At 47.0% G+C, this 25191-nt stretch carries 22 protein-coding genes and 2 pseudogenes; 10 read left to right on the plus strand and 14 right to left on the minus strand.

Annotated features, from left to right (window positions below; all coding sequences use genetic code 11):
- Positions 1 to 420: 420 nt before the first annotated feature.
- Together mtnA and FCL45_RS23325 are read left to right on the plus strand one after the other, a co-directional pair.
- Complete coding sequence (gene mtnA, locus FCL45_RS23320; RefSeq protein WP_136795743.1) at positions 421 to 1530, plus strand: S-methyl-5-thioribose-1-phosphate isomerase; 1110 nt, start codon at positions 421 to 423, stop codon at positions 1528 to 1530.
- Positions 1531 to 1861: 331 nt separating this feature from the next.
- Positions 1862 to 2284: a PilZ domain-containing protein gene (locus FCL45_RS23325; protein ID WP_136795744.1), complete on the plus strand. Its 423-nt coding sequence runs from the start codon at positions 1862 to 1864 to the stop codon at positions 2282 to 2284.
- 30 nt (positions 2285 to 2314) lie between these two features.
- On the opposite strand, the gene FCL45_RS23330 is transcribed toward FCL45_RS23325, so the two are convergent.
- Together FCL45_RS23330 and FCL45_RS23335 are read right to left on the minus strand one after the other, a co-directional pair.
- Positions 2315 to 3751 (minus strand): mannose-1-phosphate guanylyltransferase/mannose-6-phosphate isomerase, encoded by a 1437-nt coding sequence (locus FCL45_RS23330; protein WP_136795745.1) that lies wholly within the window; start codon positions 3749 to 3751, stop codon positions 2315 to 2317.
- 41 nt (positions 3752 to 3792) lie between these two features.
- On the minus strand, positions 3793 to 5157 hold the full coding sequence (locus FCL45_RS23335) for a phosphohexomutase domain-containing protein (protein WP_136795746.1): 1365 nt from the start codon (positions 5155 to 5157) through the stop codon (positions 3793 to 3795).
- A gap of 125 nt (positions 5158 to 5282) precedes the next feature.
- On the opposite strand from FCL45_RS23335, the gene rfbA reads away from it, so the two are divergent.
- Together rfbA and rfbD are read left to right on the plus strand one after the other, a co-directional pair.
- Complete coding sequence (gene rfbA, locus FCL45_RS23340; RefSeq protein ID WP_136795747.1) at positions 5283 to 6161, plus strand: glucose-1-phosphate thymidylyltransferase RfbA; 879 nt, start codon at positions 5283 to 5285, stop codon at positions 6159 to 6161.
- Positions 6162 to 6166: 5 nt separating this feature from the next.
- On the plus strand, positions 6167 to 7069 hold the full coding sequence (gene rfbD / locus FCL45_RS23345; protein WP_136795748.1) for a dTDP-4-dehydrorhamnose reductase: 903 nt from the start codon (positions 6167 to 6169) through the stop codon (positions 7067 to 7069).
- 78 nt (positions 7070 to 7147) lie between these two features.
- Here rfbD and FCL45_RS23350 read toward each other — a convergent pair whose 3' ends face one another.
- Genes FCL45_RS23350 through FCL45_RS23360 form a run of 3 tightly spaced genes read right to left on the minus strand, consistent with a single transcriptional unit; the run spans position 7148 to position 8993 of the window.
- A complete protein-coding gene (locus FCL45_RS23350; protein WP_136795749.1) occupies positions 7148 to 7531 on the minus strand; it encodes a PilZ domain-containing protein in 384 nt (127 codons plus the stop codon).
- Positions 7532 to 7542: 11 nt separating this feature from the next.
- Positions 7543 to 8328 carry a UPF0280 family protein gene (locus FCL45_RS23355; protein ID WP_217907623.1) on the minus strand — a complete coding sequence of 262 codons (786 nt, stop codon included), beginning with the start codon at positions 8326 to 8328 and terminating at the stop codon, positions 7543 to 7545.
- A 20-nt stretch (positions 8329 to 8348) separates the two neighbouring features.
- Positions 8349 to 8993, minus strand: a complete 645-nt coding sequence (locus FCL45_RS23360; RefSeq protein ID WP_136795750.1) for a CvpA family protein — start codon at positions 8991 to 8993, stop codon at positions 8349 to 8351.
- A gap of 124 nt (positions 8994 to 9117) precedes the next feature.
- Here FCL45_RS23360 and FCL45_RS23365 point away from each other — a divergent pair, with 124 nt between their 5' ends.
- Both FCL45_RS23365 and mutM read left to right on the plus strand, forming a co-directional pair.
- Positions 9118 to 9891, plus strand: a complete 774-nt coding sequence (locus FCL45_RS23365; protein WP_167495644.1) for a 4'-phosphopantetheinyl transferase family protein — start codon at positions 9118 to 9120, stop codon at positions 9889 to 9891.
- Positions 9892 to 9899: 8 nt separating this feature from the next.
- Positions 9900 to 10730, plus strand: coding sequence for a bifunctional DNA-formamidopyrimidine glycosylase/DNA-(apurinic or apyrimidinic site) lyase (gene mutM / locus FCL45_RS23370; protein WP_136795752.1), 831 nt, complete (start codon positions 9900 to 9902; stop codon positions 10728 to 10730).
- A 112-nt stretch (positions 10731 to 10842) separates the two neighbouring features.
- On the opposite strand, the gene FCL45_RS23375 is transcribed toward mutM, so the two are convergent.
- The 8 genes and pseudogenes from FCL45_RS23375 to FCL45_RS24980 all read right to left on the minus strand — a co-directional run bounded on the left by FCL45_RS23375 (position 10843) and on the right by FCL45_RS24980 (position 19344).
- The gene (locus FCL45_RS23375; RefSeq protein ID WP_136795753.1) at positions 10843 to 11502 is read right to left on the minus strand and encodes a PEP-CTERM sorting domain-containing protein; all 660 of its coding nucleotides are present in this window, start codon (positions 11500 to 11502) and stop codon (positions 10843 to 10845) included.
- 1092 nt (positions 11503 to 12594) lie between these two features.
- On the minus strand, positions 12595 to 13239 hold the full coding sequence (locus tag FCL45_RS23380; protein ID WP_167495645.1) for a PEP-CTERM sorting domain-containing protein: 645 nt from the start codon (positions 13237 to 13239) through the stop codon (positions 12595 to 12597).
- Positions 13240 to 13795: 556 nt separating this feature from the next.
- Positions 13796 to 14034, minus strand: a pseudogene (locus FCL45_RS25435) (sugar transferase); the annotation flags it as partial.
- A 411-nt stretch (positions 14035 to 14445) separates the two neighbouring features.
- The gene (locus FCL45_RS23390) at positions 14446 to 14619 is read right to left on the minus strand and encodes a hypothetical protein (protein WP_153305534.1); all 174 of its coding nucleotides are present in this window, start codon (positions 14617 to 14619) and stop codon (positions 14446 to 14448) included.
- Positions 14620 to 14739: 120 nt separating this feature from the next.
- The gene (locus FCL45_RS23395) at positions 14740 to 16122 is read right to left on the minus strand and encodes a TIGR03013 family XrtA/PEP-CTERM system glycosyltransferase (protein ID WP_136795755.1); all 1383 of its coding nucleotides are present in this window, start codon (positions 16120 to 16122) and stop codon (positions 14740 to 14742) included.
- Between the two features lie 575 nt (positions 16123 to 16697).
- The gene (locus FCL45_RS23400; RefSeq protein WP_176360088.1) at positions 16698 to 18107 is read right to left on the minus strand and encodes a hypothetical protein; all 1410 of its coding nucleotides are present in this window, start codon (positions 18105 to 18107) and stop codon (positions 16698 to 16700) included.
- Positions 18108 to 18165: 58 nt separating this feature from the next.
- On the minus strand, positions 18166 to 18909 hold the full coding sequence (locus FCL45_RS23405) for a polysaccharide biosynthesis/export family protein (protein ID WP_167495648.1): 744 nt from the start codon (positions 18907 to 18909) through the stop codon (positions 18166 to 18168).
- A gap of 309 nt (positions 18910 to 19218) precedes the next feature.
- Complete coding sequence (locus FCL45_RS24980; protein WP_267313998.1) at positions 19219 to 19344, minus strand: hypothetical protein; 126 nt, start codon at positions 19342 to 19344, stop codon at positions 19219 to 19221.
- Positions 19345 to 19771: 427 nt separating this feature from the next.
- Here FCL45_RS24980 and FCL45_RS23410 point away from each other — a divergent pair, with 427 nt between their 5' ends.
- Positions 19772 to 20584 (plus strand): cyclic di-GMP-binding domain-containing protein, MshE-related, encoded by an 813-nt coding sequence (locus FCL45_RS23410; RefSeq protein WP_136795758.1) that lies wholly within the window; start codon positions 19772 to 19774, stop codon positions 20582 to 20584.
- 40 nt (positions 20585 to 20624) lie between these two features.
- On the plus strand, positions 20625 to 21503 hold the full coding sequence (locus FCL45_RS23415) for an XrtA system polysaccharide deacetylase (RefSeq protein ID WP_136795759.1): 879 nt from the start codon (positions 20625 to 20627) through the stop codon (positions 21501 to 21503).
- A 425-nt stretch (positions 21504 to 21928) separates the two neighbouring features.
- Here the strand turns inward: FCL45_RS23415 and FCL45_RS24755 are convergent.
- A pseudogene (locus tag FCL45_RS24755) lies at positions 21929 to 22253 on the minus strand (transposase); the annotation flags it as partial.
- Positions 22254 to 22595: 342 nt separating this feature from the next.
- Here FCL45_RS24755 and FCL45_RS23420 point away from each other — a divergent pair.
- Together FCL45_RS23420 and FCL45_RS23425 are read left to right on the plus strand one after the other, a co-directional pair.
- Positions 22596 to 23507: an exosortase/archaeosortase family protein gene (locus tag FCL45_RS23420; protein WP_136795760.1), complete on the plus strand. Its 912-nt coding sequence runs from the start codon at positions 22596 to 22598 to the stop codon at positions 23505 to 23507.
- Positions 23504 to 24148: an exosortase C-terminal domain/associated protein EpsI gene (locus FCL45_RS23425; RefSeq protein WP_136795761.1), complete on the plus strand. Its 645-nt coding sequence runs from the start codon at positions 23504 to 23506 to the stop codon at positions 24146 to 24148. The genes FCL45_RS23420 and FCL45_RS23425 overlap by 4 nt, the downstream gene beginning before the upstream one ends.
- Positions 24149 to 25191: the final 1043 nt, after the last annotated feature.

Below are 25191 nucleotides of genomic sequence, written 5' to 3' on the forward strand. Positions count from 1 at the left end.
AAACCGCATCACAATTACATTTCTGTAATTTTTATTGTATTTTCAGCACGGAGGGTAACATAATTGAATCTTAAATCAATAATGAATTTTCGGCACACCAGGCAATGGACCACCTCAATTATCCCGACTTAACCATTATTTACTCCATTTTAACGATGAGATATCCAGTTTTTCACACGAACTATTAATTACTTTTTTGTTATATTTTAGTTTTAGATCTTACCAGATCCCCTTCTGGGGCGTTTTACTCCTTCCCTCCCCTTGAGTCCTTTCCACCTGCCGGTGCCATGTTAAATGCTGGTTAAAGAGCAGATCTCTGTTTCGAACGCGTTTACATTTGCCAACCATCGCAGTATTCTGGCCAGACCTGTCAAGCCACACCCCTCAACCAGATACATACATGACTTTTTAGGCAAGATTATGAACATACATGGAAAGCACTACAGAACCATCTGGCCGGAAATCGGGAAAAATGGTGTTATCAACATCATAGACCAGCGCCAGCTACCCCACTCCTTTATCGTAGAACAACTTTGCACCGTCGATGACGTGTTCAAAGCCATACGCGAAATGCACGTCCGCGGCGCCGGCCTCATTGGAGCGACAGCCGGCTTCGGCATGTATATAGCCGCCTGCAAAGCTTCTGACGATAGCTTCATGGAAGAGATGATCAAAGCAGGCGAGCATCTCAACTCCAGCAGGCCAACAGCAAGAAATCTTAAATGGGCAGTAGACAGAGTTCTTGCCGCACTGAACCAGGTTGAATCGGCAGCGGCAAAACGCAAAGTTGCTTTTGACACCGCCTGTGCAATCGCCGATGAAGACGCTGATTTCTGCAAACGACTTGGAGAGCATGGTAAAGAGTTGATTGCCGAAATAAGCAAAAAGAAAGGCGGCAAGCCGGTCAACATCCTCACCCACTGCAATGCCGGCTGGCTTGCCTTTGTTGACTACGGAAGTGCCACAGCCCCGATTTATGCAGCACGGGATGCCGGCATCCCGGTCCACGTCTGGGTCGATGAAACCCGACCCTGGAATCAGGGCGCCAAACTTACCGCCTGGGAATTACAGCAGGAAGGTATCGACAATACGCTGATCACCGACAATGCCGGTGGCCATCTGATGCAACATGGCATGGTAGACATGGTAATCGTTGGCACGGACAGAACCACCAGAGCAGGAGATGTTGCCAACAAGATCGGCACCTATCTGAAAGCCCTGGCCGCCAGAGACAACAGCATCCCTTTTTACGTCGCACTACCATCTTCAACCTTTGACTGGACCATCGATAACGGGTACGATATTCCGATAGAAATGCGGTCAGGCGATGAGATTACAAAAATTTCCGGGCTTGATCCTTCCGGCGCTGCCAATACGGTAGCCATCGCTGCGCCGGGCACCAAAGCAGCAAACTACAGTTTTGACATAACACCCGCCAGGCTCGTCACAGAACTCATTACCGAGCGTGGCAGATGCAAGGCCGACAAGATGGCAATTGCCGAGCTGTTTCCGGAATACGCTCATCTTTAAAACCGCTTTCCTTTCCAAGTTACATTTTGCAATCATCACGAGCTGCAGGGACGGACTCCAGGCATATTTCAACCTGCAGCTTTTTTATGACGACACACCTCATGCACACTCATGTATGCTTGGCGATGCTACCATATCAGTACGCATGCCAAGGCTTCAGGCTGCCAGAAAAAACTCTGTCAGCTAACGGCACAAAACCACCAGCCACTGCCTGACACATCACAGCGCCATCATTGATTTCTTGCCAGGGGCCCAGGAACATTTGATCTGGGATTTCTCATAATAATCCCGGCCTAACTCATTCTGCTGATAACTCTAACAAGGCAACCCTATGAGCGAAAAACGGAAATTCATTCGACACAACGCCATTCACCTGCTGGACTATCTGGTTCTGGAAGATGACGGCACCAAGACGACCTATTCCATGGGCCGCACCATCGATGTAAGTGCAGGTGGAATTAAGCTGGAGACAGCGCATGAACTTGAGCCAGGAACCCGCCTTGAAATAACGGTTGGCCTGGAAGAAGATCTGGTTGACCTGATTGGGACGATAGTGTACTGCCGAGAGAAAATGGGGAGATATATTTCTGGAATTGCCTTTGAAGAACTTCACGGTGAACACAAGAGGGTCTACCAGAAATATGTAGACGCCTTTTTAGAGGTAAAAAAAGGGCAGAATCTAAATAGAGAGCCAATTAACTATTTGCATTCTCCGCGATCAGACGGATCCGAACGCGAAGAATTGCAGTTTTAGACGACCAGCTGACCTGCCAGAAACACCCGGCTAATTTTCATCTCGCCCATATTCATCTTCGAAACGGACGATATCGTCTTCGCCAAGATACGGCCCTATCTGCACCTCAATGAGCTCCAGAGCAATAACACCTGGATTCTCAAGACGGTGAACTGAGCCCGCAGGAATATAGACCGACTCGTTCTCATAGACCAGCAGCACCTCGTCCCCGTTCGTCACCCGTGCTGTCCCCTTGACCACAACCCAATGCTCATAGCGATGATGATGCATCTGCAGTGAAAGTTTCGCTTTCGGGTTAACAGTAATCCGCTTCATCTGATAGCGTTCCTGCTCTTCCAAAACCGTGTAATTCCCCCAAGGTCTATGGACTGTCCGGTGGAATTTAAATTCCTTACGATTTTTCTTTTTCAGCTTGTTTACTATTTTCTTTACATCCTGAGCCCGCGAAAGGGGTGCCACCAATACGGCATCGGCTGTCTCAACTATCAGGGTATCCTCCATGCCGACAGCAGCAACCAGTGTATCGCCGGATCTAACGAGGCAGTTTCTGGTGTCTTCAAGCAAAACATCACCCTGACAAACATTACCATCAGCATCCTTATCCAGCACCTGCCACAGAGCCTGCCATGATCCTATATCACTCCACCCGAGATCCGCGGCAACAACTGATGCTTTATCGGTTTTTTCCATCAGGGCATAGTCGATCGAATCGCTTGGGCATTGTTCGATCACGTCGGGATTAAATCGAAAAAAAGCTCCGTCTCTGGTTCCAGTCGCAACCGCTTTTTTCATGCAGTTATAAATTTCAGCCGCATGTTGTGCCATCTCGTCTTTAAAAGCTGTCAGCGAAAAGGCAAACATACCACTGTTCCAGAAATAATTGCCACTGAGGCAATACTCCTGAGCCACGGCCAGGTCCGGCTTTTCCTTAAATGATCGAACCCTACTCTTCTCTCCGCGCTCTATATAACCATAGCCCGTTTCAGGGTGTGTCGGCTCGATTCCAAAAGTGACAATAGCCCCTTTTTGAGCGAGTTCGGCTGCATGGCCTACGGCCTCACAAAAAGCATCTACCTTCAACACCACATGATCTGCCGGCAATACCAGCATCACAGCATCATCGGCGATATTTGCCGAGCAATATTCAACCGCCCCGCAAATAGCCGGAGCCGTGTTACGGCCAGTGGACTCAAGAAGGATAGTAAATTCCGGAAATACACCAAGCTCCTCGATCTGCATCGTGGTGGTAAACCGATGCTCCTCTCCCACCACAATCACCGGTGGCAGGACATTATCAAGCGCATGTATTCTCAAAAGAGTGGTCTGCAGCAGGGAATGTTCGTTGGTAAGCTGCAACAACTGCTTCGGATACAATTCACGCGAAAGCGGCCAAAGCCTGGAACCGCTTCCGCCAGCTAAGATGACAGGTTGTATTTTTGGCACAGATGCACCTCGTATTTTTGGCATTTTGTTTATATCCCTCTACGACCAGAAGTTGGAGATGCCGGCTAAGCACCCTCGATAAGAGCCAATAACTCTCCTGTCTTCTGCCGGAGTAGCTCTACATCACCTCTGGTTTCCACATTGAGCCGCAACAGGGGTTCGGTATTCGATTTTCGCACATTAAACCGGAAGTCTGAGAATTCTACCGACAAACCATCAATATAGGTTTTCTTTCCGTCAGAATATCTCTCTTCAATAGCCTGAATTACCGTATCTGCATCAGCTACTCTACGATTAATCTCTCCGGAAACCGGGTAGGCGCTCATTCGCTCGGTCACCAGCTCTGATAGTTTACGCTTATCAATACTCAGCTGAGCGCAAACCAAAAGCCAGGGAATCATGCCCGAATCGCAGTAGCCAAATTTCCTGAAGTAATGGTGCGCAGACATCTCACCGCCATAAATGGCATCTTCTTCTCGCATGCGCTCTTTAATGAAGGCATGACCTGTTCTGGTAATAACCGGTATCCCCCCCGCCTGCCTGATAACCTCTTCACTGTTCCAGGTGAGCCTTGGATCGTACAGAATTTTGCTGCCGGGCTCCTGGACCAACATCTCCTGGGCCAGTAAACCGACAATGTAATACCCTTCTATAAATTCCCCTCGCTCATCCCAGAAAAAGCATCGGTCAAAATCCCCATCCCAGGCAAGTCCGAGATCCGCCCCGGTCTTCCTAACCATCGCCGCGGTTTCCTCTCGATTTTCCGGCAATAGGGGGTTTGGCACACCTTTTGGGAAGGTGCCGTCCGGTTCATGATTCAAACGTATAAATTCGAATGGCAGATGTTGTTCCAGCAGATCAACTATTGCACCAGCGCAACCATTGCCACTGTTCACCACAATCTTCAGCGGCTTGAGCTGAGCTGCGTCTACATAACTGAGGAGATGATCTATATACGGAGTTTTATCCTCCAGCGACGACTCTCGTCCATGCCCGTCTTTCTTACCGGACAAACCACCCTCGTTTATAAGCCGGGCCATTTCCAACAGACCGGATTCACCGGTGACCGGCCGTGCACCCTGAACCACAAACTTCATGCCATTGTAATCAGCAGGATTATGACTTGCGGTAACAATTATTCCACCGTCAACACCTGAGCCCTGCATTGAAAACGCTGCATGGTAGATCTCTTCGGTACCGCAAAGCCCTATATTTACCACGTCCACTCCGCTTTCGAGAAGACCGGCAATTAGTGCACCAGCCAACTCCTTGCTGCTCAACCGGATGTCATAACCAACCGCAACACGCTGAACTCCAAAAATTTTGCTATAAGCTCGCCCAATCTGCCTGGCCAGATCAGGGTTCAACTCTTCCGGAACTTTGCCGCGTATGTCATAGGCCTTGAAACAGGCCGGAATTTTATCTACCATAATACCATTTCATATTTTATTTTGGGCGGTTATACTATCAAATTGATTATGTGATATACTCGATAGTATAAGAAATTCAAGCCAACATCAACGACCAAACCTAAACTCCTGAAAAAACACTTCTTATGAAAGGAATAATCCTTGCCGGAGGCTCGGGAACCCGCCTCTACCCTCTCACCCGTGTCGTCAGCAAACAGCTTATCCCGGTATATGATAAGCCAATGATATATTACCCACTTTCCGTGCTGATGCTGGCGGGCATACGTGATATTCTGATCATTTCCACACCGCATGACCTGCCGGGTTTTGAAGACCTCTTTGGCGACGGCAGCCATCTGGGGCTGAGAATCAGCTACGAAGTACAGCCAAAGCCAGAGGGACTTGCCCAGGCCTTCATCATAGGCCGGGAATTCATCGGAGATGATTCGGTTTGCCTTATACTTGGTGACAACATCTTTTTCGGCCCCGGTTTTTCACGTATTGTCAAAAGCGCAGCACAACTCACTGAAGGCGGCCTGATTTTTGGTTACCTGGTAAAAGATCCAGAGCGATACGGCGTGGTTGAATTCGATGAAAAAAATCAGGTATTCGGCATTGAAGAAAAACCGTTCAAGCCAAAATCAAAATATGCAGTTCCCGGCCTCTATTTCTACGATAATAATGTTCTTGAAATCGCAGAAGGGATCACACCATCTGCACGGGGTGAGCTGGAAATCACCGATATAAACAACGAGTACCTGAGGCGCGGTAAACTCTCTGTAGAACCCCTTGGCCGCGGCTTTTGCTGGCTCGATACCGGTACCCATGAGTCGCTTATGCAGGCTTCCAACTATGTGCAGGCGGTTCAGGAACGCCAGGGGCTAAAAATTGCCTGCATAGAAGAAATCGCCTTCCAACTCGGCTATATCACCTTGGACCAACTCAACAGCCTGGCCGAAGACATGCTTAAAAACCAGTATGGTCAGTATATCAGGGAAATATCCTCAGAATTTCAGATGCGTTAAGATCTATGAAAATTGTTATTACCGGAAGTACCGGACAGCTCGGCCGCGATTGCTGTGCGCTGCTCGCTGAAAATCACCAGGTGATTGGCTGCAACGCCCCACGTATGGATATCAGTGACGCTGCAACCATCAACAGCCATATTGCCCGGCACCAGCCCGAGGTATTGATAAACTGCGCCGCCTACACTGCAGTTGACGCCTGTGAGACCGAAAGGGAACACGCCTGGAAAGTAAACGCGCTCGGGCCTGAATTACTGGCTAAGGCCAGTCACGAGCATAACTTCAGGCTGATACATATCTCGACAGACTACGTGTTCGACGGCTCCCTGCCTGCTCCTGAGGCGTACACAGAAAATGATTCAACCAACCCGCTTTCCGAGTATGGAAGATCCAAACTTGCCGGCGAAGAAGCTATAGCGCGCTATGCAGAAGATTACGTTATTTTACGAACGGCCTGGCTCTATTCAGCCCATGGCAAAAATTTCCTGAAAACAATGCTGCGTCTGGCACTTGCCGACAAGGCCGGCAAACTGGCCAACGGAGTACGGGTAGTCCATGACCAGTACGGTTCACTCACCTGGTCGTACACCCTGGCGCAACAGATAGAGCGCTTGCTGACTTCAGACATCAAGGGAATCGTCCATGCAACAGCCGATGGCTACTCCACCTGGTTTGAAGCCGCGCTATACTTTCTCATGAAAATGGGCATAGAGCATAATTTCTCCCCCTGCGCTACCAGCGATTATCCAACACCTGCCCACCGCCCTGCCAATTCTATTCTCGCCAACAGCCGGCTTGATGGCGCTGGCATCTCCACTTTTCGACACTGGCAGAAAGATATCGATCGTTTTGTGAATCATCACAGGGAAGAACTTCTGAAAGAAGCTGAAACTTCATTGGGAATATAGAGCTACTCAGGAGAGTGGGAGTAATCGGAACAGATGGTCTCCCCCTCTCACCTCACTCCGCTCTCCAACCTCTATCGCTCAGGACTGAAAGCTGAATTTTTTCAGGAGTTGATCGATATACTTGCTCACCTCTGTGGTAATTTTGTGTATTTCGAAGCCTGCTATATAAAAGTGCGGATTTTCGTCCTGTTTGCACCAACGACTGGTTGCGCTGAAAATGAGCTCATCCTTGTCAGCAATTTCAGTCGGTAACCGCATACGCAGTCTGTATTTCTGATCGACCGAAACCGGTTCATCACAGATCAGCATCATCCCCTGGTGGGAGATGTTGACAATATGGCCGACAACCCTGTTGCTCATGCCATCAAAAACCCGTAAATAGAATACGAGGTGCATCCTCTCCAGGGCACGATTTTCCCCAAGTGGTTGCTTTCCTCCCGAATCTGCTCCATGCTCAACCATTATCAGATCCCTCACGACAAGCTGACGAGTTCAACCTCTCCTGCTGCGCCTATTACCTCACCACAGATAACCACCACTCCACGAATGTCAGGAATGGACTTTGCGACAGCAAGCGCCCTGTTCACTCCTTCCTTGCCTCCTTTACCCTTGCCGACCTCGTTGCCCAACCTCGTGGCGGCCGCATCTGCAAGCGCTGTACTTTCTGCCAGCACTGTGACAGAATCGGCATCACCGAAGCTCAAGGAATGCCCCACCGTACCTGAAGAAGTGCACACTCCGCAGGGCATCCGCCCTGCAGCTATTTTTATCCCCACATTATAGCTCAAAGGTGACTGACCGGCAAAGATGGCTATCCTGCTGTCCTTTTTCCGGCTTAAAAAAATATCACCGCCGTTTTCTACAATGACTTCCGTTGCCCCCTCCCTCAACAAACCATTACCCACATACTCTGCCAAGGTACCGGCCACCGCTGCCATCGGCCCCACCTCCGTGGCCCGGGCGGCGACCAGCATCTGCCGTATAAGGGCTGGCGCCGACTCATCGACAGGTCGTGGTATCAGCGAAGTCGCAAATTCAGGAAAGCGATCGATATAAGACTGCAACTGCAACCGTGCCTGTAGCACCAAATCCCTGGCTGCATCCTCATCCATGCGATCGCATGAGATATGAAGATCTGTCTCTTCAATACAGACCCTCGCAGAGCTCAGCTCGCTGACATCCGCCACCAGGCGATAATCGCGCTGGACATATGACTCTGGAGCTCTCACCTGCTTGCGCTTTTGCGGAGTATCACCCATGCAGTCCCTGCCCCCTCATATTATTTCTCAGTATTTGCAGCAGCTTTTTCTCCAGCTTCCGCCTTACCCTTTGCAGTCTCCCCGCCTGAATTAAAAAGAGTCGAAGATATCGGCTTCAGGTAACCCTTTACTGCATCGAGGGTAATGGCCGGCTCCCGCCGTTTTAAAGCTTCACGCACCTCTTTGCTGGAAATCAGGTCCCGGGTGACCTCTGACGCTGCGTTCAAGGTGTCACAACTTTGGCAATCGCGGGTCATTTTGCTTTCCGGTGAAAGAACAGCTCCCAGGACCATATGCATCAGCACGACAATGATCAGTGCCTTGCCAAAACCGAGAACCGCACCGAGAATACGATCAAACCAGCCGACAATAGAGACTTGAATGGTGTGCGCCAGCAACTTTCCAAACAAAAGTATTATGATATAGGTAACTATGAAAAGTATGACATAGCTGGCCAGAAAGACAATTTCGGGGTTATCGGATAAATCTCGCAAAAAGGGAAAGAATTTGTCATGATACCGACTAGCCACAATGTAGCCAAGATAGAGCGCAAGCAAGCCAGTTATCTGCTTGATAAAACCAAGCCAGATGCCGCGTCCGATCAAAATGGCAAAAAGTGAAAGAACGACAATATCATAGGCTGTCACACCAGCGCCACCATCCATAATATACCTCTGATAAAGTTACAGAAAAGACCGGGATAACCGGAATAAACAGTGTCTATTAGTTAGCAGCCTGCATACAAATTGCAAGTTTTTTTTCCAACACCTGCCAATGTGCAACACTCCGATGTTTGTTAATATTTTCCCTAAAAATCTTCTTGGCCTGATTCGACTCCTTAACCCCCGCCATCGGTTTCAGGCTGTTATGCTGCCCATTATGGCTCTTGGTGAATATCAGCAGATATGCAGCAACATACCAGCAAAGCTGCACAGCCTCAACAAACAAGAGCTCTCTGAGGCCACCTCATTTAAACTTGAAAAACGCCAAAAAGAGTGGCTCACCGGTCGAGTTTGTGCCAAAACGGCATTTATCCAATATCATAATAAGTTTGCCCAAAATGACCGCCTGTTCACCCCCCGGGAGATACTGATAGGGAACGCCGCCAGTGGCCGTCCCCTGCTACAGGTACAAAACGCCCAAACACCTCTAGAAGTTGATCTGTCCATATCACATGGTGCAGACTTTGGAGTTGCCTTGGTTGCGGAGACTCAATGCGGCATAGACATCCAACGCTCCCAGGATACCCTGCTCAGGGTACGTGAAAAATTCTGCTGGCCTGAGGAAGAAGAGGTACTCTGTAAAAATTTTGGAGATCTTTCGGAACTCATGCATCTTACCCTTCTATGGACGGCAAAGGAAGCTGCCAAGAAGGCACTCAGCAGTGAGCGGATGCCAGGTTTTCTCGAACTTATACTCACCCAGGCCGAAGCGCACACCAATGGTTGGCAATTAAGTTTTCTCATAAGCTCAAGGTATTTTGACAACTACCCATTAACCATAGATGTCGGTATCGAGCTCTATGACGGCTACGCCATCGCTTTCTGCATTCTGCCCAAATAAAGAATCCTATGCCAGAGTTGCCAGAAGTAGAAACCATATGCCGTGGTATCAGACCGCATATTAATAACAGGGAAATCATAGCCATTTCCCATAGCGGCAAAGATCTGCGTCAGCCTCTGCCCATAACAGAGATGCGCCTTCATATGATTGGGGCGAGAGTATCCTCAGTCACTAGACGTGCGAAGTTTCTCATGGTTGAGATGGATAATGGCACCATATTGATCATCCACCTTGGCATGACTGGCAATCTCGGCATCTTTTCACCGGAAACACCACCCGCAAAGCATTGCCATGTGCAATTTCTGCTCGATAACGGTATGGAACTGCGCTACACAGACGTCAGGAGGTTTGGTTCAATGAACCTGGTTACAGCCCGGGAAGTGCCAATGCTCGAAGAGACCTTCTTCCGCACATCCGGACCGGAGCCGTTCAGCGATGCATTTAATGCCAAATATCTCTACGATCTGTCCCGCTCGCGTTCTATCCCGGTCAAGACCTTTCTCATGACCAATCAGGTGGTCGTCGGGGTTGGTAATATCTACGCCAACGAAAGCCTCTTTGAGGCTGGTATTCGTCCCAACCGCATAACTTCTACTATCCCCCGAAAAAAGTGGACGGTTATCGTTGAAAAAATTCAAACGGTTCTGCAACACGCCATTGAGTGCGGCGGGTCCACAATCAGTGACTATGTCAATGCCGACCAGTCCAGTGGCTATTTTCAGATTAATTTCCAGGTCTATGGCAGGGCAAACCAACCTTGCAGGAGATGTGAAGGAACCATAACAAAGTCTGTTATCGGTGGCAGAGCCAGCTACTATTGTCCCGATTGCCAACACTAGTGCAACATGCGGTTAGGCACACTCTTGCCACCACAACATATAGTTCACAGCCCAAAGGGCCAAGGCAGATCACACTGCACGGCCCCTTTGGGGCAAGCGTAATTCAAAAGAATTACTTCTTCATCTTACGGCGAAGCCCTGCAAGACACACAAGGCCGGTGCCTAAAAGAAACATAGTTGCCGGATCGGATACTGGAACAGGGGCAACATCAGCCATGTTGACAAGGTGCTTGATTTTATCGAAACAACCAGAGTTGTACCATAACGAGACGTTAACCGTGTCAACACCAAAATCCGGGTTCATCATCATGAGGCATTTATTCTCATTGAAGTTGAACTGTGAAGCAGAGTAGATTCCGGAATCGTACTTGTAGCCATCAACCTTATAGTAAAATCCGAAGTCAGTAACGAAGTCATCATAATTATCCACTCTTATATTACCACCAACTGGATTTTTCACTGTTACTTGAAGGTCGTAGTTTGAGCCGTCGAAGGTAAACGACGCAATAGCAGTATTTCCATAAATATCTATACCATGGAAGACCGATGCCTCGGTGTCGAGCATATTGCCGTTTGCGGTAAAAATACCGAAAGAAATCTCATCCCAGTAGTCACGATCAAAAGCAATGCCGAAGTTGACGGTACCATCGGGGCCTGCAGTTAAATCCGACAGTGACCAGCAGGAAATGAGACTGTTAGCGTAAGTTAACGTTGAGGCTAAGGTTAAGCACCCTGCTAACAACAACGATTTAACAAACATCCTGGATTTCATAATTTCATCCCATAGTCATTGTTAATGAAAATTGGATGCTGCACTCCACATTCAGTTTTTGCAGGAATTTTGGATATGAGCAATAAAGGACCCAAAACGGCAAAATGCAAGAAACGGCAAAGTGACAGAAACGATTTGATATCAGGTGCCCCAAGCCACGCGGGGCACCTGATTTTGTTTTCTAAGAGTAGCTTAGGGCAGCTTTAAAAAAAATCCAAGGGAGAAAATACCTGACGAATTGCATGCGTAGTTTTAACAGGATGTTGGAAAATTTTTTTTCTAACTACCAGCAATCCAATGTTAGCGCTCTGGAATGAGGCCAATGTCGTGAGGCATGATACATATGGAAGTTCAACAAACGGCGAAGATTGACAGGCTGGTTAAATCAAAAGCAGAATTCACCCAGATATTGAGGTAAACGGCTATGGATTATCCAGTGACATATATCGGTAATGGAATTTTTCACATTACCAATTATGGTGCTCAACCGATCAAATACTCGAAATTCTGGATCAAACTGCCCCCCCCCTGCCAAAACCTATAAGCAGTGGAGGACCTTTCTTATTCGTGAGGATAGCAGCGATAAATGGTGTTTTTCCTTTAGCACCCCGTCTTCGCTTTCCACCAGAGCAATTGCCGCCCCAATAGACTTCATCATCCTACACAAAATTTTTAAGCGGCAGGGAATCGTCATAAATTTTCATAACCATCTGCAGATTATACTTGGTCCGCATGGCAGCAGTAGCGGAGATACCTAGAATACGTCGTAGTTTCAGAGAGGAAATGACTTCCTTTGATCGACTTGTCTGGGTGGCACACAGTGTGCACCCAGACAAACAAAACGTTAGGCTGAGCTTTAGTGGTAATCAGATTGTTTTTGAAGAGTTGCTCTCAATTCAGGATAGGTGATAAATACCTTGCAAATTAGTGAGTTCAACTAATTCAGAATGACGGATATAAAACAGTGTTTCTTAAAAAGTTACATTGAAAAGAATAGATCTCCCCTCTTTCATAGACCAACTCCTATAACGCAAAAAGGCCTGCAGCGAATCGCTGCAGGCCTGATCTAAAACCAAACTAAGGGATTATTGATTACTTCTTTCTTCTTCTCCAGCCTGCGATACCAGCAAGGCCAGAACCAAGCAACAACATAGTGGCTGGCTCGGGTACAGGAGCTACGTCGGCAGCCTGAACGACATATTTCAGTTCTTCACCGTAATACAATTGAAGAAAAACAAGTTCGTTATCCAGATCTGCCACCATGTCCATGGAGTTGTCACCCTCATTATTATTGAAGGCTGGATCAGAGAATATCCAACGACCGCCATCTGCTTCCCGGTAAAAATAGAAGCCGAAGTCCGCGCCAAAACCATCATAGGAATCAGATGGTTGCACCAGGTTTCCTGTGTTGTCTCTCAGGCTCACAACAACATCATACTCCGTACCATCCCATGTAAATTCTACCGCTGCTGTGTATCCAACTGCAGTATCGGGCTCAAAAATTGGGATAAGCGTGTCAATCGCGGTGTTACTTGGATCGGTTGTATTGAAAATTCCAAAGGTAATGTTACTGTTTGAAGCATTGTCAAAAGTAACACTAAAGTTTGCAGTACCATCCGTACCCGTTGTAAGATCTGTCAAGGTCCAATATGGATACCCATCTGCCATTGCTCCGCCTGCGGTAAGCAGTATGCTTGCACAGAGCAAAAACACCCACCTGACAACCTTTCTTTTCATAACTTCCTCCCTGGCTACCTGACCTTTTTGAATGTTATAGAAATTACAGGATGTAAAAGATACACCCCCCCTTTCTAACAGTTTAGAAATCATTACATATGCCGTCCTCCCCCATTTGAATCATTAACGAATCATCCAATGGCCCTTTATTACGATAACCAAGCCATCTAACACAATGATCCGACATAACACCTGGGAACTCGACACTTCCAAGATTGGAAAAGACAATCCACTCTCTCAAGAAAAATGTGTTTGTTTGAACCTTAGAGAGTTATAAATGTTTACCATTCCAGTACTTATAACAATTGCGAGAAACCCGCGACTATTACTCCTTTTAAAAGTTAGGTATATGCTCTACCCAGCATACACCAACACCCACCTTGCAACAACACTTATTAGTTAGGCAAATGTTTTTTTTACATTTACCTGCCAGTGGGAGTTGGATTTTTTTACTATTGGAAGATGATACGGGAGGGTAAATTATTTTGGATCTCTGCTAGGAAAAACGCGACGTCGAAAAGATCTGATACCCCTTATAAAGGGTGAAAAAATAATATCAGCGCCCTCCTCTACCAAAGTGCACTGTTTTCACTGTGTGAAAAATAACCAGCAGGTCCAAGGCAAATGAAATATTCTTGAGGTAGTACAAATCATTTTCCAGTTTACGCAGGCATCTTCATTTGATGCTGCGTAAGGGTAACACACTTGAGCCCATCCAGTGACACCTGGCTTAACCACATGCCTGACAGAGTAATAAGGTATCTCTTTCGCAAGCTCCTCTAAGAAACGGTACCGCATAATAAACACCAGCAAGAATAATACACCCAACTCCGAATCCTACAAATATCTTCGTTACCTTTTTTGGAAGTTGCCATTTGCAGTGACAGTTGAGGATTACAAGAAGTTGCTGCCGTCCATGATAACTCTGCAGATGCTGCAGGAAGTCACTCAAGTCAGTTCTGTGTAAGGTGGTTGAGTCCGCTATAGGAACCACTTATCCTAGTACAGTTGGTGAAACGCTTACGTTGCTGTATGGAAAATACAGATGCCAGAAATCTCCCAAAAGAAGTTCAGCAGCACAACAACAGGGATCAAGCTATTCGTTTGTCATTTCTAGAATTGACAGTGGAGGGAAATTTGGCGGACAACGCTACGGAGTAAAAGGGGCCGCCCAATGTTCCAGCTGTATAAGGTCAGCCTTGAACTTCATGATATCGAACATTGTAGCTCCAGAGCCTGCACTCCAAGAACTGCTCGCTTGACCGCTTCAACCGCACCGTAGTTGACAACTCCTTCCGTGCTGCTTTCAGGAAAAAGCTGCATGAATCTGTTGAAGCGTTGCAGAATGATTCTGCAGGAACGTCTCACTATTTCAATCATTAGCGGCCTCAGCGAAGGCATCGCCATCAACCTAGATCGTAGGCTTACTGAAACGTTTGACAAAACAGAGAACCACCTAGATGGCAAACTACGTAGCTCCATTGATATGAAAAGGAACTATCAACGCCCTCCTCTACCGAAGAGCACTGTTTTCACAGTATGAAAAATTACCAGAAAGTCTAGAGCAATGGAGATATTTTTAATGTAGTATAAATCGTACTCCAACTTACGCAGCGCATCTTCCTTGGATGCTCCGTATGGATAGCAAACTTGAGCCCATCCGGTGATACCAGGTTTGACAACATGCCGAACAGAGTAATATGGTATCTCTTCTGCGAGGTCATCGATAAAAACCTTCCTTTCCGGCCTTGGCCCCACCAGGCTCATTTCCCCTTTTAGTACATTGATGAGTTGGGGCAATTCATCAATTCTTGCTTTTCTTATGAACCTTCCAAACGTCGTAACCCGATCATCATTCTCCTTGGCCCACACCGCCCCATCTTTTTCAGCATCCTGGCACATGGACCTGAACTTTATTACTTGAAAAAGCTTCCCATTCTGACCGACTCTTTCCTGCAAATAAAAGACAGGCCCCTCGGACTCCCACTTTATGATTATGGAGGAAATCAGCATTACCGGAAAAAAAATGACGAGTAAACCTGCTGCCATTAAGATATCTATCAGCCTTTTAGTGAAATACTTCCAAACGCTCAAGACAAAACCATCTGCAAAAATGATCCAACTGGGATCTATCCGCTCAGCAAGGACCTTTCCAGTGATCCTTTCATAAAACGTGACACCCTGCTCAACAGCTACTCCTCTGAGCTTCCAGGCAAGCAAGGTCCGAACAGGCATGGTCCCCCTGCGCTCATCCGGTGCGACCACTATACGCCTGATGGTTAACCCTGGATAAGCCTTCTGCAAATCTTCGAGACTTGCTATTAGTGGGACTTTATATGGATTAAATTGGGGTTCATCTTGTCCAATAAACGCCAACACCTTGTATTCTGAGTCATGTTTATGCTCAATCTCCCGGGAAATGTCATCGGCCAGTTTGCCAGTACCAACGATAACCACTCCGTTATGAAATAACCTTTTTCGAAGAACGTAATAATACAGTGCTCTGTAGCTCAACAGCACTGCACCCGTCGCCACAAACCCAGACCAGAATATCAGGGTAGTGATCGTAAGAAACGGTATAGCATAGTATACCCCTGCCAGGATAATACATCCTACCCCAAAGGCTTGTGCCAGGCGGGTAGCTGTATCAGGCATACTCTGGTGCTTGCTCAACTCATATAGGTCAAAAAAATACAAACATAGCAAAAAGACAACTGTCACCAACAGCGCCTGGCCTGTGTAAAGTTGCCAATCGGTAACGAAAAGATCATACCCCTTGAACCCCAGGCACATGAGCATCATAGAAAAGAGAATGAGCAATCCCTCACCCAGTAAAAACATAACATTTCTAACTGAATAATACCTGTTTAGGATGTATGGCATATTTATCAATCTCACATAAAGTATATATACGCAACTACAATATGTTATAAGATATAGTCTACACAGCCCCTAACGCTTCCCCCCCAATCAGCCGTTCTGATACAGTCTCTCCTATTTCTTCATTTGAAACAGTTAAGATCTTCCCAAACAGTTAGAGCCAAGATAAACGCCCCCTGCCATTGAAAGGGCTGAGGGGGAGCATATAAAGGGCGCCCGGCTTTGTCGAGTCCCCCTACCGTACGGTGCTCGACAAATTCTTCCTCACTGCTTGCAGCCAAAACTCTATGATTCGGTTGGACCATTGCAAATCGATCTGGCTGAATGGCTTCACCATTACAATTACGACCAGCCGCACCGAGGTTATCGCAACCAGTGGGGCGCAGGCTTATTGAGACGTTTGAAGATGGCAAAATATTATGGCAGGAACACAATTGAACTGAATTTGATCTGACAGGCACCTCGGAACAACTTGTAACTGTCAGATCAAATCTGAACTACTATAGGCGATCAAGATGAGTATACTTGCACCCCTCACCTTTGCTCAGCATATTGCCTCCGTCCCATTCTTTGATCAATCACCATCTGAAAAAATCATTTTCATATATCAGAGACACAAAAAATTTGTAACTGTCATACTCATCTTCCGGCAGGTCTGAATTGTACACATTATATACGTATTTGAAATCAAACACATAATGAGCACTGAGACGATAATCAAAGCCACATCCAAATGCATACCGATCTGTTGTAACTGAGCGCAACACCAAACCACTTACTGGGCCCTCACCTCCAGAGTCTGTATCAATTACAGGAACGTCATCTTCATCTTCCTGTCGATAGGTAAAAAACGCTCGCAGATTCAGATATTCGATAGGCATGTAGCTCACATCCGCCTGCAACTGCTGGAAATCTACTGTTCCTCTTTGCTCAGTACTATTAAAGTTTTGAAATTCGCTGCCGGTCGCCGCCGTCAGGTTCAATGAGCCTCTCTCAATTCTCCTGGATAATCCCACATTGGCATTTAATGACCAGTCACCACTTTTCCCATCTATTTTGGTGTAGGTTGGGCCAGCCCCAATGTTGAACTCAGTCTTCGGTGAAAACTCCTTGATCCAGCCAAAAGTTATATCCTGAATTTCATTATCCGGTTGCAATGGAGCGTCATAATCGGCCCGACTGTATTTGTATGCTGCACTGTATGATTCGACAGCAGATACCCTGTACTCCCCACGCACCCCAGCAAAATACTCATCCAAATCATCTGAAAGCTCCAAGGATGTTCCGGGTAATTCTTCCTCTTCAAAATCACCAATCACATAACCGAGGCTGGCGGATGTGAACCAGTTACCAGTAAGGAGATGAGCGATCTCTGCAATAAAGCTATATTTATCGTAATCCTGATAACCGTTAGATGCCTCATCATCCTCGTCATTATCCAACGTAGTCCAGTTATAATCGAAAGCGAAATAACTCCCTTCCTGATAGGCGTATTTCGTCCCAAAACTCAAAGCGTTGCGCGTATACCTTCTTACCCCCTGATCATCACTTATACTCTCTCCTGAGGCAAGGTCTTCACCTGGGGTCCCCGATATGATCGAATCTGTATCCGGGTCGAGTACCGGTGCATAGGAGTTGGCATCCTCAGCCTGCAAGAAATCGTTAGCTGCTGTAAACTCCCACCGCTCCGTCAGCTGTCGTTCATAGTCCAGAATGAGCCGGTTATCTACGTCGTTGTCATCGCTATCGTCCAGATCGAAGCGAAACGTTGGACTATAACTAAAGGAAAGAGTATCCCGGGCGCTTTCAGTAGCTATCAAAATGAAGGGTGAGAGAATAATCCTCGAATAGTCATCGCTACTCGAGGAGGGGCGTTCGATATCATAATCTCTTTCATAATCAGTATAACCGAGAGAAACTCCTCCGGAGAGGGTGGTAACCCTTGCTTGTGCCTCACCGACTATCATCAAACAACAAAACACAGCCATCCCAGACAGTATCCGTGCATTCATGTTCAGTGCTCTTTAGTATTGTCGAAGCAGTTCGTTAGTGAACTATGATAATATCATCCGGCTCAACCTGAATGTTTCTCTTCAGGTCTTTCCCTTTGAGGAATTCATCATAGTCAAATTTCAAGGTATTACCTTCAAACAACCGGGTTTGCTTTTCGGTGTTCTCCCGAACCACCGTCATCTTAGAGTTGGCCCACTCGGTAAAACCGCCGGAGCGCGCGATAGTCTGCACCAAATTAATCGGGTAATCTATATAATAGACACCAGGGCTGAGCACCTTACCCATAACCGTATATCTCTTGCTGTTGCTCTTATTCAGCACCACAGTCACAATGGGGTCTTCATAAACTGTTTTGTATAGTATTTTTAGATAATCCGCCATTTGGGTGAGGGTCATCCCGACGACCTCAACCTCACCGATGTGTTTGAGAGATACCCGGCCATCAATACGAACCTGCACCCCGGCGCCACCTGCCCGCACCATGTCCGGAGACGGCTCGATTCCCAGCGTTCCTGCAGACGGGGTTGGTGCGGATACCGCCATACTCCCTTCTCCATAGAGCTCCACCTCCAGGAAGTCACCAGCACCAATAATGTATCCCGATGTATCTGAAGATTTCCCCGCATCTTTCCCCAGCACTGTCTTTCGAGCCTTTTCCTTTAATTCATTGGATGCCATAATATCTGTGGTCGACTGTGCAGCATGGGCCACGAATGATACTCCAACTACAAACACGACACATATCAGCATTACAAGTATTGTGCGAAGGCTGTTCATGTTTCCCCCTCTGGTGGTAGTATGGAACCAGTATGGTAGCAGCTTGAAATTAAGATCAAAGGAATTGTTAGATTTGACCATATTTAGAATGCAATGTCAAAACTTTACACGATATCGATACTGTACGACTACATATTTACCAGAGTCATCCTAACTATCTGTACACACAAGTGATCAATAAAAAGAAGACCGTAATCGACTTGAAATCACATCCCTTTCTATGGAAAATCTTCATTAAATTTTTTTTGCGTGTGGTGGAGGGGGCACAGAATTTTGCCGGACGATTGATTCTCAAACAGGTTCGGGACTTCATACGGGTACCCCTTTCACCGCTACGCAGCGGCCCGGGTAGCGATTCACACCTTTCAGTATATAAATCAGCTCAAATACGGTATCATAAGGGATTCCACCGACTCCACCCTCTATCAGAATCATGACCTTATGGTGACTTTTGAAGAGAGAGAAAAATTGTACTTCGGGACAAATGGGCATATTCCAGAGCCTAATACAAGGTATCGTTTAACCGAATTCCTGTCATCAGCTCGTTTATAAAGAACCAAAAGGACGGCTTTTCTGATAAGCAGAAGGAATGGCTTGACTCGGGTAGATACAAGGGAAAACACAAGACCTAACTGCAGTACTTAGAACTGAGTGAAACTGTTACGAAACAAGGTTTGAATTGGAGTGAAGCGATGAGGAGTGTTGCGGAGGGTGCATTTAATCATTCATGACTTCGGTGGGTTAACGTGTGGGCGAGGAAAGGTTACACATGGCGCGAAGGTGGCGTTGCCCCCCCACGAGTCGTGCTTATTTTTTTCACAGATAATATTATAACTCCCATTTCTTACCTGGAGGTAGTGTTATGGCAGAGAAACAGCGACTTGGCGAACTCCTTATTCAACAGAAGATGGTGTCTAAAGACGTTGTCGATGAAGCTCTGCGCCTGCAGGCCGGAGGGAACCGCAGGCTTGGGCATATCCTTGTTCGGATGAAAGCCATATCAGACGACCAGCTGGCGGAGACGCTCGCAGGTCAGCTGGGCACCACAATTTGTGATATCGACCAGAGTTACTCGCCCGAAGTAAAAAAAGTTTTACCCCGTTACCTGTGTCGCCAGTTCGGAGTGTTGCCACTTTCCTTCCAGGATAACAACATCCTGAAGGTAGCCATGACCGATCCATCCGATCAGGAAACCATAAGCAACCTCGAGCATTACACCAATATGGCGGTGAAACCCGAGCTGGCACGTCACTCCGAAATCGACAGGGAAATCTCCAAACGCATACCTTTCGGCATCAAAGACCTGTTCTCACCGCAAGCCAGCAGCATAATGACCCGGTCGATTGCGGCCGTGGCCCTTGTCTTTGCCCTTGGACTGGGATTTTATACCTACGATTACATAAAAAAAGTCAGAGAGGGAACCGTTTCCATCACCAACGATATGGTGCTCTATCATCACCACGATCTGACCTTGGCACTGGATAAAGAGGGTACGTATTCCCTGCAGGGACACGGCACCTATGCCGGAGGACTGTATAAGGCCAGTTTTAACAACCTGCAAGACCTGTCCGCCTTTATCGAGCGCCGTGCGCACGAACTGTCCGGCAAGCAAAAAGAGTGGTTGCAGTGGGCGGTCCCTCAGATAGAGGCCACACGGGCAGAAAGACAAAAGTAATGGCCCAGAATTAACACCATTCATTATCTTGGATAGACTTATGGGACCAGTCTCTTTTACGGGGAAAAATATACTTCTTACCTTCGACGTTGAAGACTGGTTTCAAGTGGAGAATTTTAAATCGTATATCGATTATTCCTCCTGGCCCAGTCAAGAGCTTCGAGTGGGGAGAAACACCCATGAGTTGCTGAATCTGCTGGACGACTTCCAGACACCGGTACAGGCCACCTTTTTCATCTTGGGCTGGGTTGCCGAACGCCGCCCCGACCTGGTACGGGAAATCCATAGCCGAGGGCATGAAGTGGCTTCCCATGGCTATGCCCACCAACTCTGTTATGAGCTGACAGAAGACGAATTACGACAGGACCTGATTACCAGCAAAAAACTACTTGAAGACATTGTTGGCCATGCAGTCTCAGGATATCGTGCCCCGAGTTTCTCTATTTCGGACGAGGCCCTCAGTCTGGTTCGTGATGCCGGCTATCTTTATGACTCCAGCTATAATTCATATGAGGGCCATGGTCGTTATGGTTCCTGCACTTTGCCCAAAACCAGGAGCCCCGATCCTCCGCTCTACTCCATTTCTTCTTCATTTCACGAAATCCCGGTGAGCAATCTGCGCATCGGCCGAAAGCTGATTCCCTGGGGTGGTGGTGGATATTTCAGATTGCTGCCGGGACTTGTACACCAGGTCGGGGTAAAGCACATCCTGCGCAAGAGCGGCTGTTACACTTTTTACATGCATCCCTGGGAGATCGATCCCGAACAGCCACGAGTAAAAGAAGCGAAAGCATCCTATCAGTTCCGACATTATGTCAACCTGAAAGGTGCAAAAGCGAAGTTGAAAAACTTTGTGAGATGTAATCGTAAGCATAGGTTTCTTACTTGCCGTGATTTTGTGCTATCGCAAAAAGGATAGTGTCCAGAATTCTGTTTCATCTTCCACAATGGTACGGTATCTATCCTGCCCGTGAGCGGAGCAGAAAGCCTACTTCGAAAATGGGTCTTTCACTAGCGCTCGTCGGAGCTGCTTGCTTTCGGCGAAAGGAGTAGCTAACTCTACCCCCACACCTAACTTGCCCACACCTTCAAGACCCTAACCCGGATATTTCACGAGTTTGGCGGCTTCATGTGCTAGGCATCAAGGGTGAAGCTGTAGCAATTTACCGCAAGCCTTTTATAACGCCGCATATGAGTCTGTCAGATACGCCCGAAGGGTGAAACGCCAGACTCTGATCACGGGTACAAACTGCACCCTGAGAAATAGAGTTATTGTTAAATCCAAGCGACCGACTCAATGGAATTACATGTGATCTGCTCAAACATTTCATGAAATAATCGGGTTAATTCATTATTAAGCTGGCCCTCGAAGAAAATAGCCAATTGAGAAAGGGCCAGGGTCCAGTTTCTTATGGCCATAGCCCACTTCTTCTGAGCAATTTGGGCTCCAAGATACAATAACTGCAGCAGACTATCCTTACTCGGAAACGCACCCTTGGTTTTGGTAGCTTGCGAAACTGGCGATGCACTGCCTTAATGGTATTCGCAGTGTAGATGATTCGACGTACCTTTTCAGGATACTTGAAATATTCATTCAGCCCCTTCCAGTTCTTGCGCCACGATGTGGTGACCAAGGGTATTTACCGCCCCACGTTGCTTCCAGGTTATCGCTAATGGAGGTTTGCCGCTTCTTTACCGGCTACTGAGAAAAACTACCACTGAACTACTTTATGGTCCTTTGGTATTTATTATTTTTCCGGTTATCTGTGACTTTCTGAGTGAAATGTGAATCCAGCTCAGTCTCAAGTGCGGTCCCTACAAGCTACTTGATTAATGGGGTTAAAATGCTCCCTTTGCCCTTCTGTAATTCTTCGGGGAGACGGTTGAAATCGAATTCGGATTTTTCACCTGTCATGTCAGTCTCCCTGAGTCGCTGACGATATCAACGTTTCATATACGGACACAATACACTGAATATCCTAGCAAAAAATAGTTGTATAATGTGACACTAATGTATAACATGGAACTTACGTCGTTTATGGAACTTATCGAAGTTATGAAACTTATAGAACTTATGGAACTTAAGACAACTCGATTCAAGAGATCTCCATTCGGCCACATCCTGGGTCTGACCATAGTCTGCCTGCTCATCATCTTCCTGTACAAGATAACGCTGCTGTGGATGTATGACCGTTACACGGCAGCGGACAGCTATTACTCCCACGGCTTTCTCGTGCCACTCATTTCGCTCTATTTTATCTATCAGAAACGGCAGCAGCTTCAACTGTACACACAACAATTCAGCATGCTTGGATTGCTGTTGATACTGTTCGCCCTGCTCCTGCATATCCTTGGTACTGTCCTCTACATTTTTTCGATCTCCGGCTTTTCAATTTTTTTCCTGACTATTGGTCTATCCCTTTTTCTCTTCGGCAACCAACGAACGAAAGTTATCTGGTTCCCCCTGCTTTTTCTGATCTTCATGTTCCCGCTCCCAATGACTGTTATCAGCTTTATAGCATTCCCGCTGAAAATGATGGCCGCAAAGGCAGGCGTGTGGGTGACGAGTCTGCTTGGGGTACCTGTCTATCATGAAGGATTCAATATTTACATTCCGGCCGGCCATCTCCTGGTAGACAATCCATGCTCCGGCTTACGTTCGCTTATCTCCTTCATGGCTCTCGGTTCAATCTTTGCCTACGTCGCCCCCATCCCAACAGGCCGCAAATGGCTGCTCTTTTTGCTTACTATTCCCATTGCACTCTTCTCAAATTTCACCCGGGTGCCTCTGCTTGTTCAGGCCTCGCACTACTTGGGGTTAGAGGCTGCAGCACCCGACACCATTATCCACACCGGAACGGGAATACTGGTATTCGTGATAGGCTTTGTTCTTCTTCTGACCTCTGCCAAGGTGCTCGAATGACAAGTATTACATTCCGATACATTGCAGCTATTCTCCTGTTGATATCGACCTCCGCCGTGGTCAATGCCCTCCAGTACACCGCCAAGCATGATGATGAAACAGGATTCGCCATCCTGAGGCAAATCCCTTCACAAATCGGCGAATGGCAGGGGAGAGACTATCCTTTAGAGGAAAAGGTTTATGATATTCTCGAAACCAGGTCCATTATCCACCGTTCATTCAATAGCGACAGCGGGCAAAATGCCTTCCTCTCCATTGTCCATTACCACGACACAAAGGTAGATTTCCATAGACCCGAGTCCTGCCTGGGTGGAAGAGGCGTGGAACTTGAAAAGACCACCAAGGCTGTGACACTGCAATCAAACAGCGAGCCCATCACCTTTGATATTGCCAGAATAATTTCTACCAGCAGTAATGGGAAAACACTGGTCTATTATTTTTTTAAAGCGAACCGATTCATCGGTAGCAGCTATCTCATGATGCGTCTTAATATTGCCGCCAACAAAATGACTGGGAACGACACCAGAGGGTCACTGATCAGGATTTCGACCAACTATACACCAGGCAGGGAAACCGAGGCCGAAACAGTGTTGCTCGGTTTTTTGCAGGATCTATTCCCCCATATCGAAAACCTGTTATAGATTGTTTGGCAGTGCTCGCTTTTCGACGATATTGAATTGTAACGATCGGAGTAAGTCCGATTGTGATCCCCCCCAAAATTTCATCATAAACTTAAAGCACGGCAGCATCAGATAAACACACAGGCCACACCACGCTGTGTAATCACTGAATTTTGGGATGATTCAAGAAATGTTGTCACTTCGATATCTTATTTGAAGCACTTGAAGAATAGTTCGATTTTCCACCGTTCTTTGTAAACCGCCACGCCCTCGGATGCTTTCAGTTTCCGGGTCAACAGGGATGATTCGGCGAAAAGTACACTTTACGTTTATCGAGACGATCGTGCCAATTGTACTTGGTGAAACCACGATCAGAGACAATGCAGGAGGTAGTGTTCATAATTCTGTTTCATCTTCCACAATGTTCATGTTTCTAGCCCGTCAGTGAGTTCCGCCGAAAGCCAACGTCGAGAATGGGCCTCACTAGCACTCGCCGGGGATGCTGGTTTTCAGCGAAACGGGTCGCTGTTAGGACGAAACCTGATTACCTGACATTAAAAGGATTTTCGAATAGCTATTGAGGTGAAGTTACATTATGTAATCTCCAGGCTATGTCAGGTAATCACCGTACCCCTGACTAACTCCATACTCCTACCTAAATTGCCCACATAGTCAAATCCCTAAATCATTATCAAGTCCCCCCTCAAAGAAAATAGCCAATTGAGAAAGGACCTGTGCCCAATCTCCTGCCCGGATATTTCAGGAGTCTGACAGACACGCCCGAAGGGTGAAACGTCAGACTCTGACCAGGGGGGCAAACTGTACCCTGAGAAATAGAGTTATTGTTTGACCTAAGTAACCGATACAATTGAGTCAAATGTCATTCACTCAAACATTTCGTGAAATATCCAGGCTGGGCATTCACGATTGCAAGGTGAAGTAACTTCAGCTAACTCCCCAGATTCGGAAACGAGCCCTTTGTTTTGTGATACTTCGCCCAGGTAAACGCTGATGGGCAAAAGTTTATTGTCGTTGCATAGAGTAGGTACCTCTGGCCTTTCAAC

Source organism: Desulfosediminicola ganghwensis, assembly GCF_005116675.2.
Taxonomy (GTDB): Bacteria; Desulfobacterota; Desulfobulbia; order Desulfobulbales; family Desulfocapsaceae; genus Desulfopila; species Desulfopila ganghwensis.

Coding starts and splice junctions, on each gene's coding strand:
- mtnA (WP_136795743.1), top strand. CDS start 421: ATGAACATACATGGAAAGCACTACAGAACCATCTGGCCGGAAATCGGG.
- FCL45_RS23325 (WP_136795744.1), top strand. CDS start 1,862: ATGAGCGAAAAACGGAAATTCATTCGACACAACGCCATTCACCTGCTG.
- FCL45_RS23330 (WP_136795745.1), bottom strand. CDS start 3,751: ATGCCAAAAATACGAGGTGCATCTGTGCCAAAAATACAACCTGTCATC.
- FCL45_RS23335 (WP_136795746.1), bottom strand. CDS start 5,157: ATGGTAGATAAAATTCCGGCCTGTTTCAAGGCCTATGACATACGCGGC.
- rfbA (WP_136795747.1), top strand. CDS start 5,283: ATGAAAGGAATAATCCTTGCCGGAGGCTCGGGAACCCGCCTCTACCCT.
- rfbD (WP_136795748.1), top strand. CDS start 6,167: ATGAAAATTGTTATTACCGGAAGTACCGGACAGCTCGGCCGCGATTGC.
- FCL45_RS23350 (WP_136795749.1), bottom strand. CDS start 7,531: ATGGTTGAGCATGGAGCAGATTCGGGAGGAAAGCAACCACTTGGGGAA.
- FCL45_RS23355 (WP_217907623.1), bottom strand. CDS start 8,328: ATGGGTGATACTCCGCAAAAGCGCAAGCAGGTGAGAGCTCCAGAGTCA.
- FCL45_RS23360 (WP_136795750.1), bottom strand. CDS start 8,993: ATGGATGGTGGCGCTGGTGTGACAGCCTATGATATTGTCGTTCTTTCA.
- FCL45_RS23365 (WP_167495644.1), top strand. CDS start 9,118: ATGTTTGTTAATATTTTCCCTAAAAATCTTCTTGGCCTGATTCGACTC.
- mutM (WP_136795752.1), top strand. CDS start 9,900: ATGCCAGAGTTGCCAGAAGTAGAAACCATATGCCGTGGTATCAGACCG.
- FCL45_RS23375 (WP_136795753.1), bottom strand. CDS start 11,502: ATGAAATCCAGGATGTTTGTTAAATCGTTGTTGTTAGCAGGGTGCTTA.
- FCL45_RS23380 (WP_167495645.1), bottom strand. CDS start 13,239: ATGAAAAGAAAGGTTGTCAGGTGGGTGTTTTTGCTCTGTGCAAGCATA.
- FCL45_RS23390 (WP_153305534.1), bottom strand. CDS start 14,619: ATGATTGAAATAGTGAGACGTTCCTGCAGAATCATTCTGCAACGCTTC.
- FCL45_RS23395 (WP_136795755.1), bottom strand. CDS start 16,122: ATGCCATACATCCTAAACAGGTATTATTCAGTTAGAAATGTTATGTTT.
- FCL45_RS23400 (WP_176360088.1), bottom strand. CDS start 18,107: ATGGCTGTGTTTTGTTGTTTGATGATAGTCGGTGAGGCACAAGCAAGG.
- FCL45_RS23405 (WP_167495648.1), bottom strand. CDS start 18,909: ATGAACAGCCTTCGCACAATACTTGTAATGCTGATATGTGTCGTGTTT.
- FCL45_RS24980 (WP_267313998.1), bottom strand. CDS start 19,344: ATGATTCTGATAGAGGGTGGAGTCGGTGGAATCCCTTATGATACCGTA.
- FCL45_RS23410 (WP_136795758.1), top strand. CDS start 19,772: ATGGCAGAGAAACAGCGACTTGGCGAACTCCTTATTCAACAGAAGATG.
- FCL45_RS23415 (WP_136795759.1), top strand. CDS start 20,625: ATGGGACCAGTCTCTTTTACGGGGAAAAATATACTTCTTACCTTCGAC.
- FCL45_RS23420 (WP_136795760.1), top strand. CDS start 22,596: ATGTATAACATGGAACTTACGTCGTTTATGGAACTTATCGAAGTTATG.
- FCL45_RS23425 (WP_136795761.1), top strand. CDS start 23,504: ATGACAAGTATTACATTCCGATACATTGCAGCTATTCTCCTGTTGATA.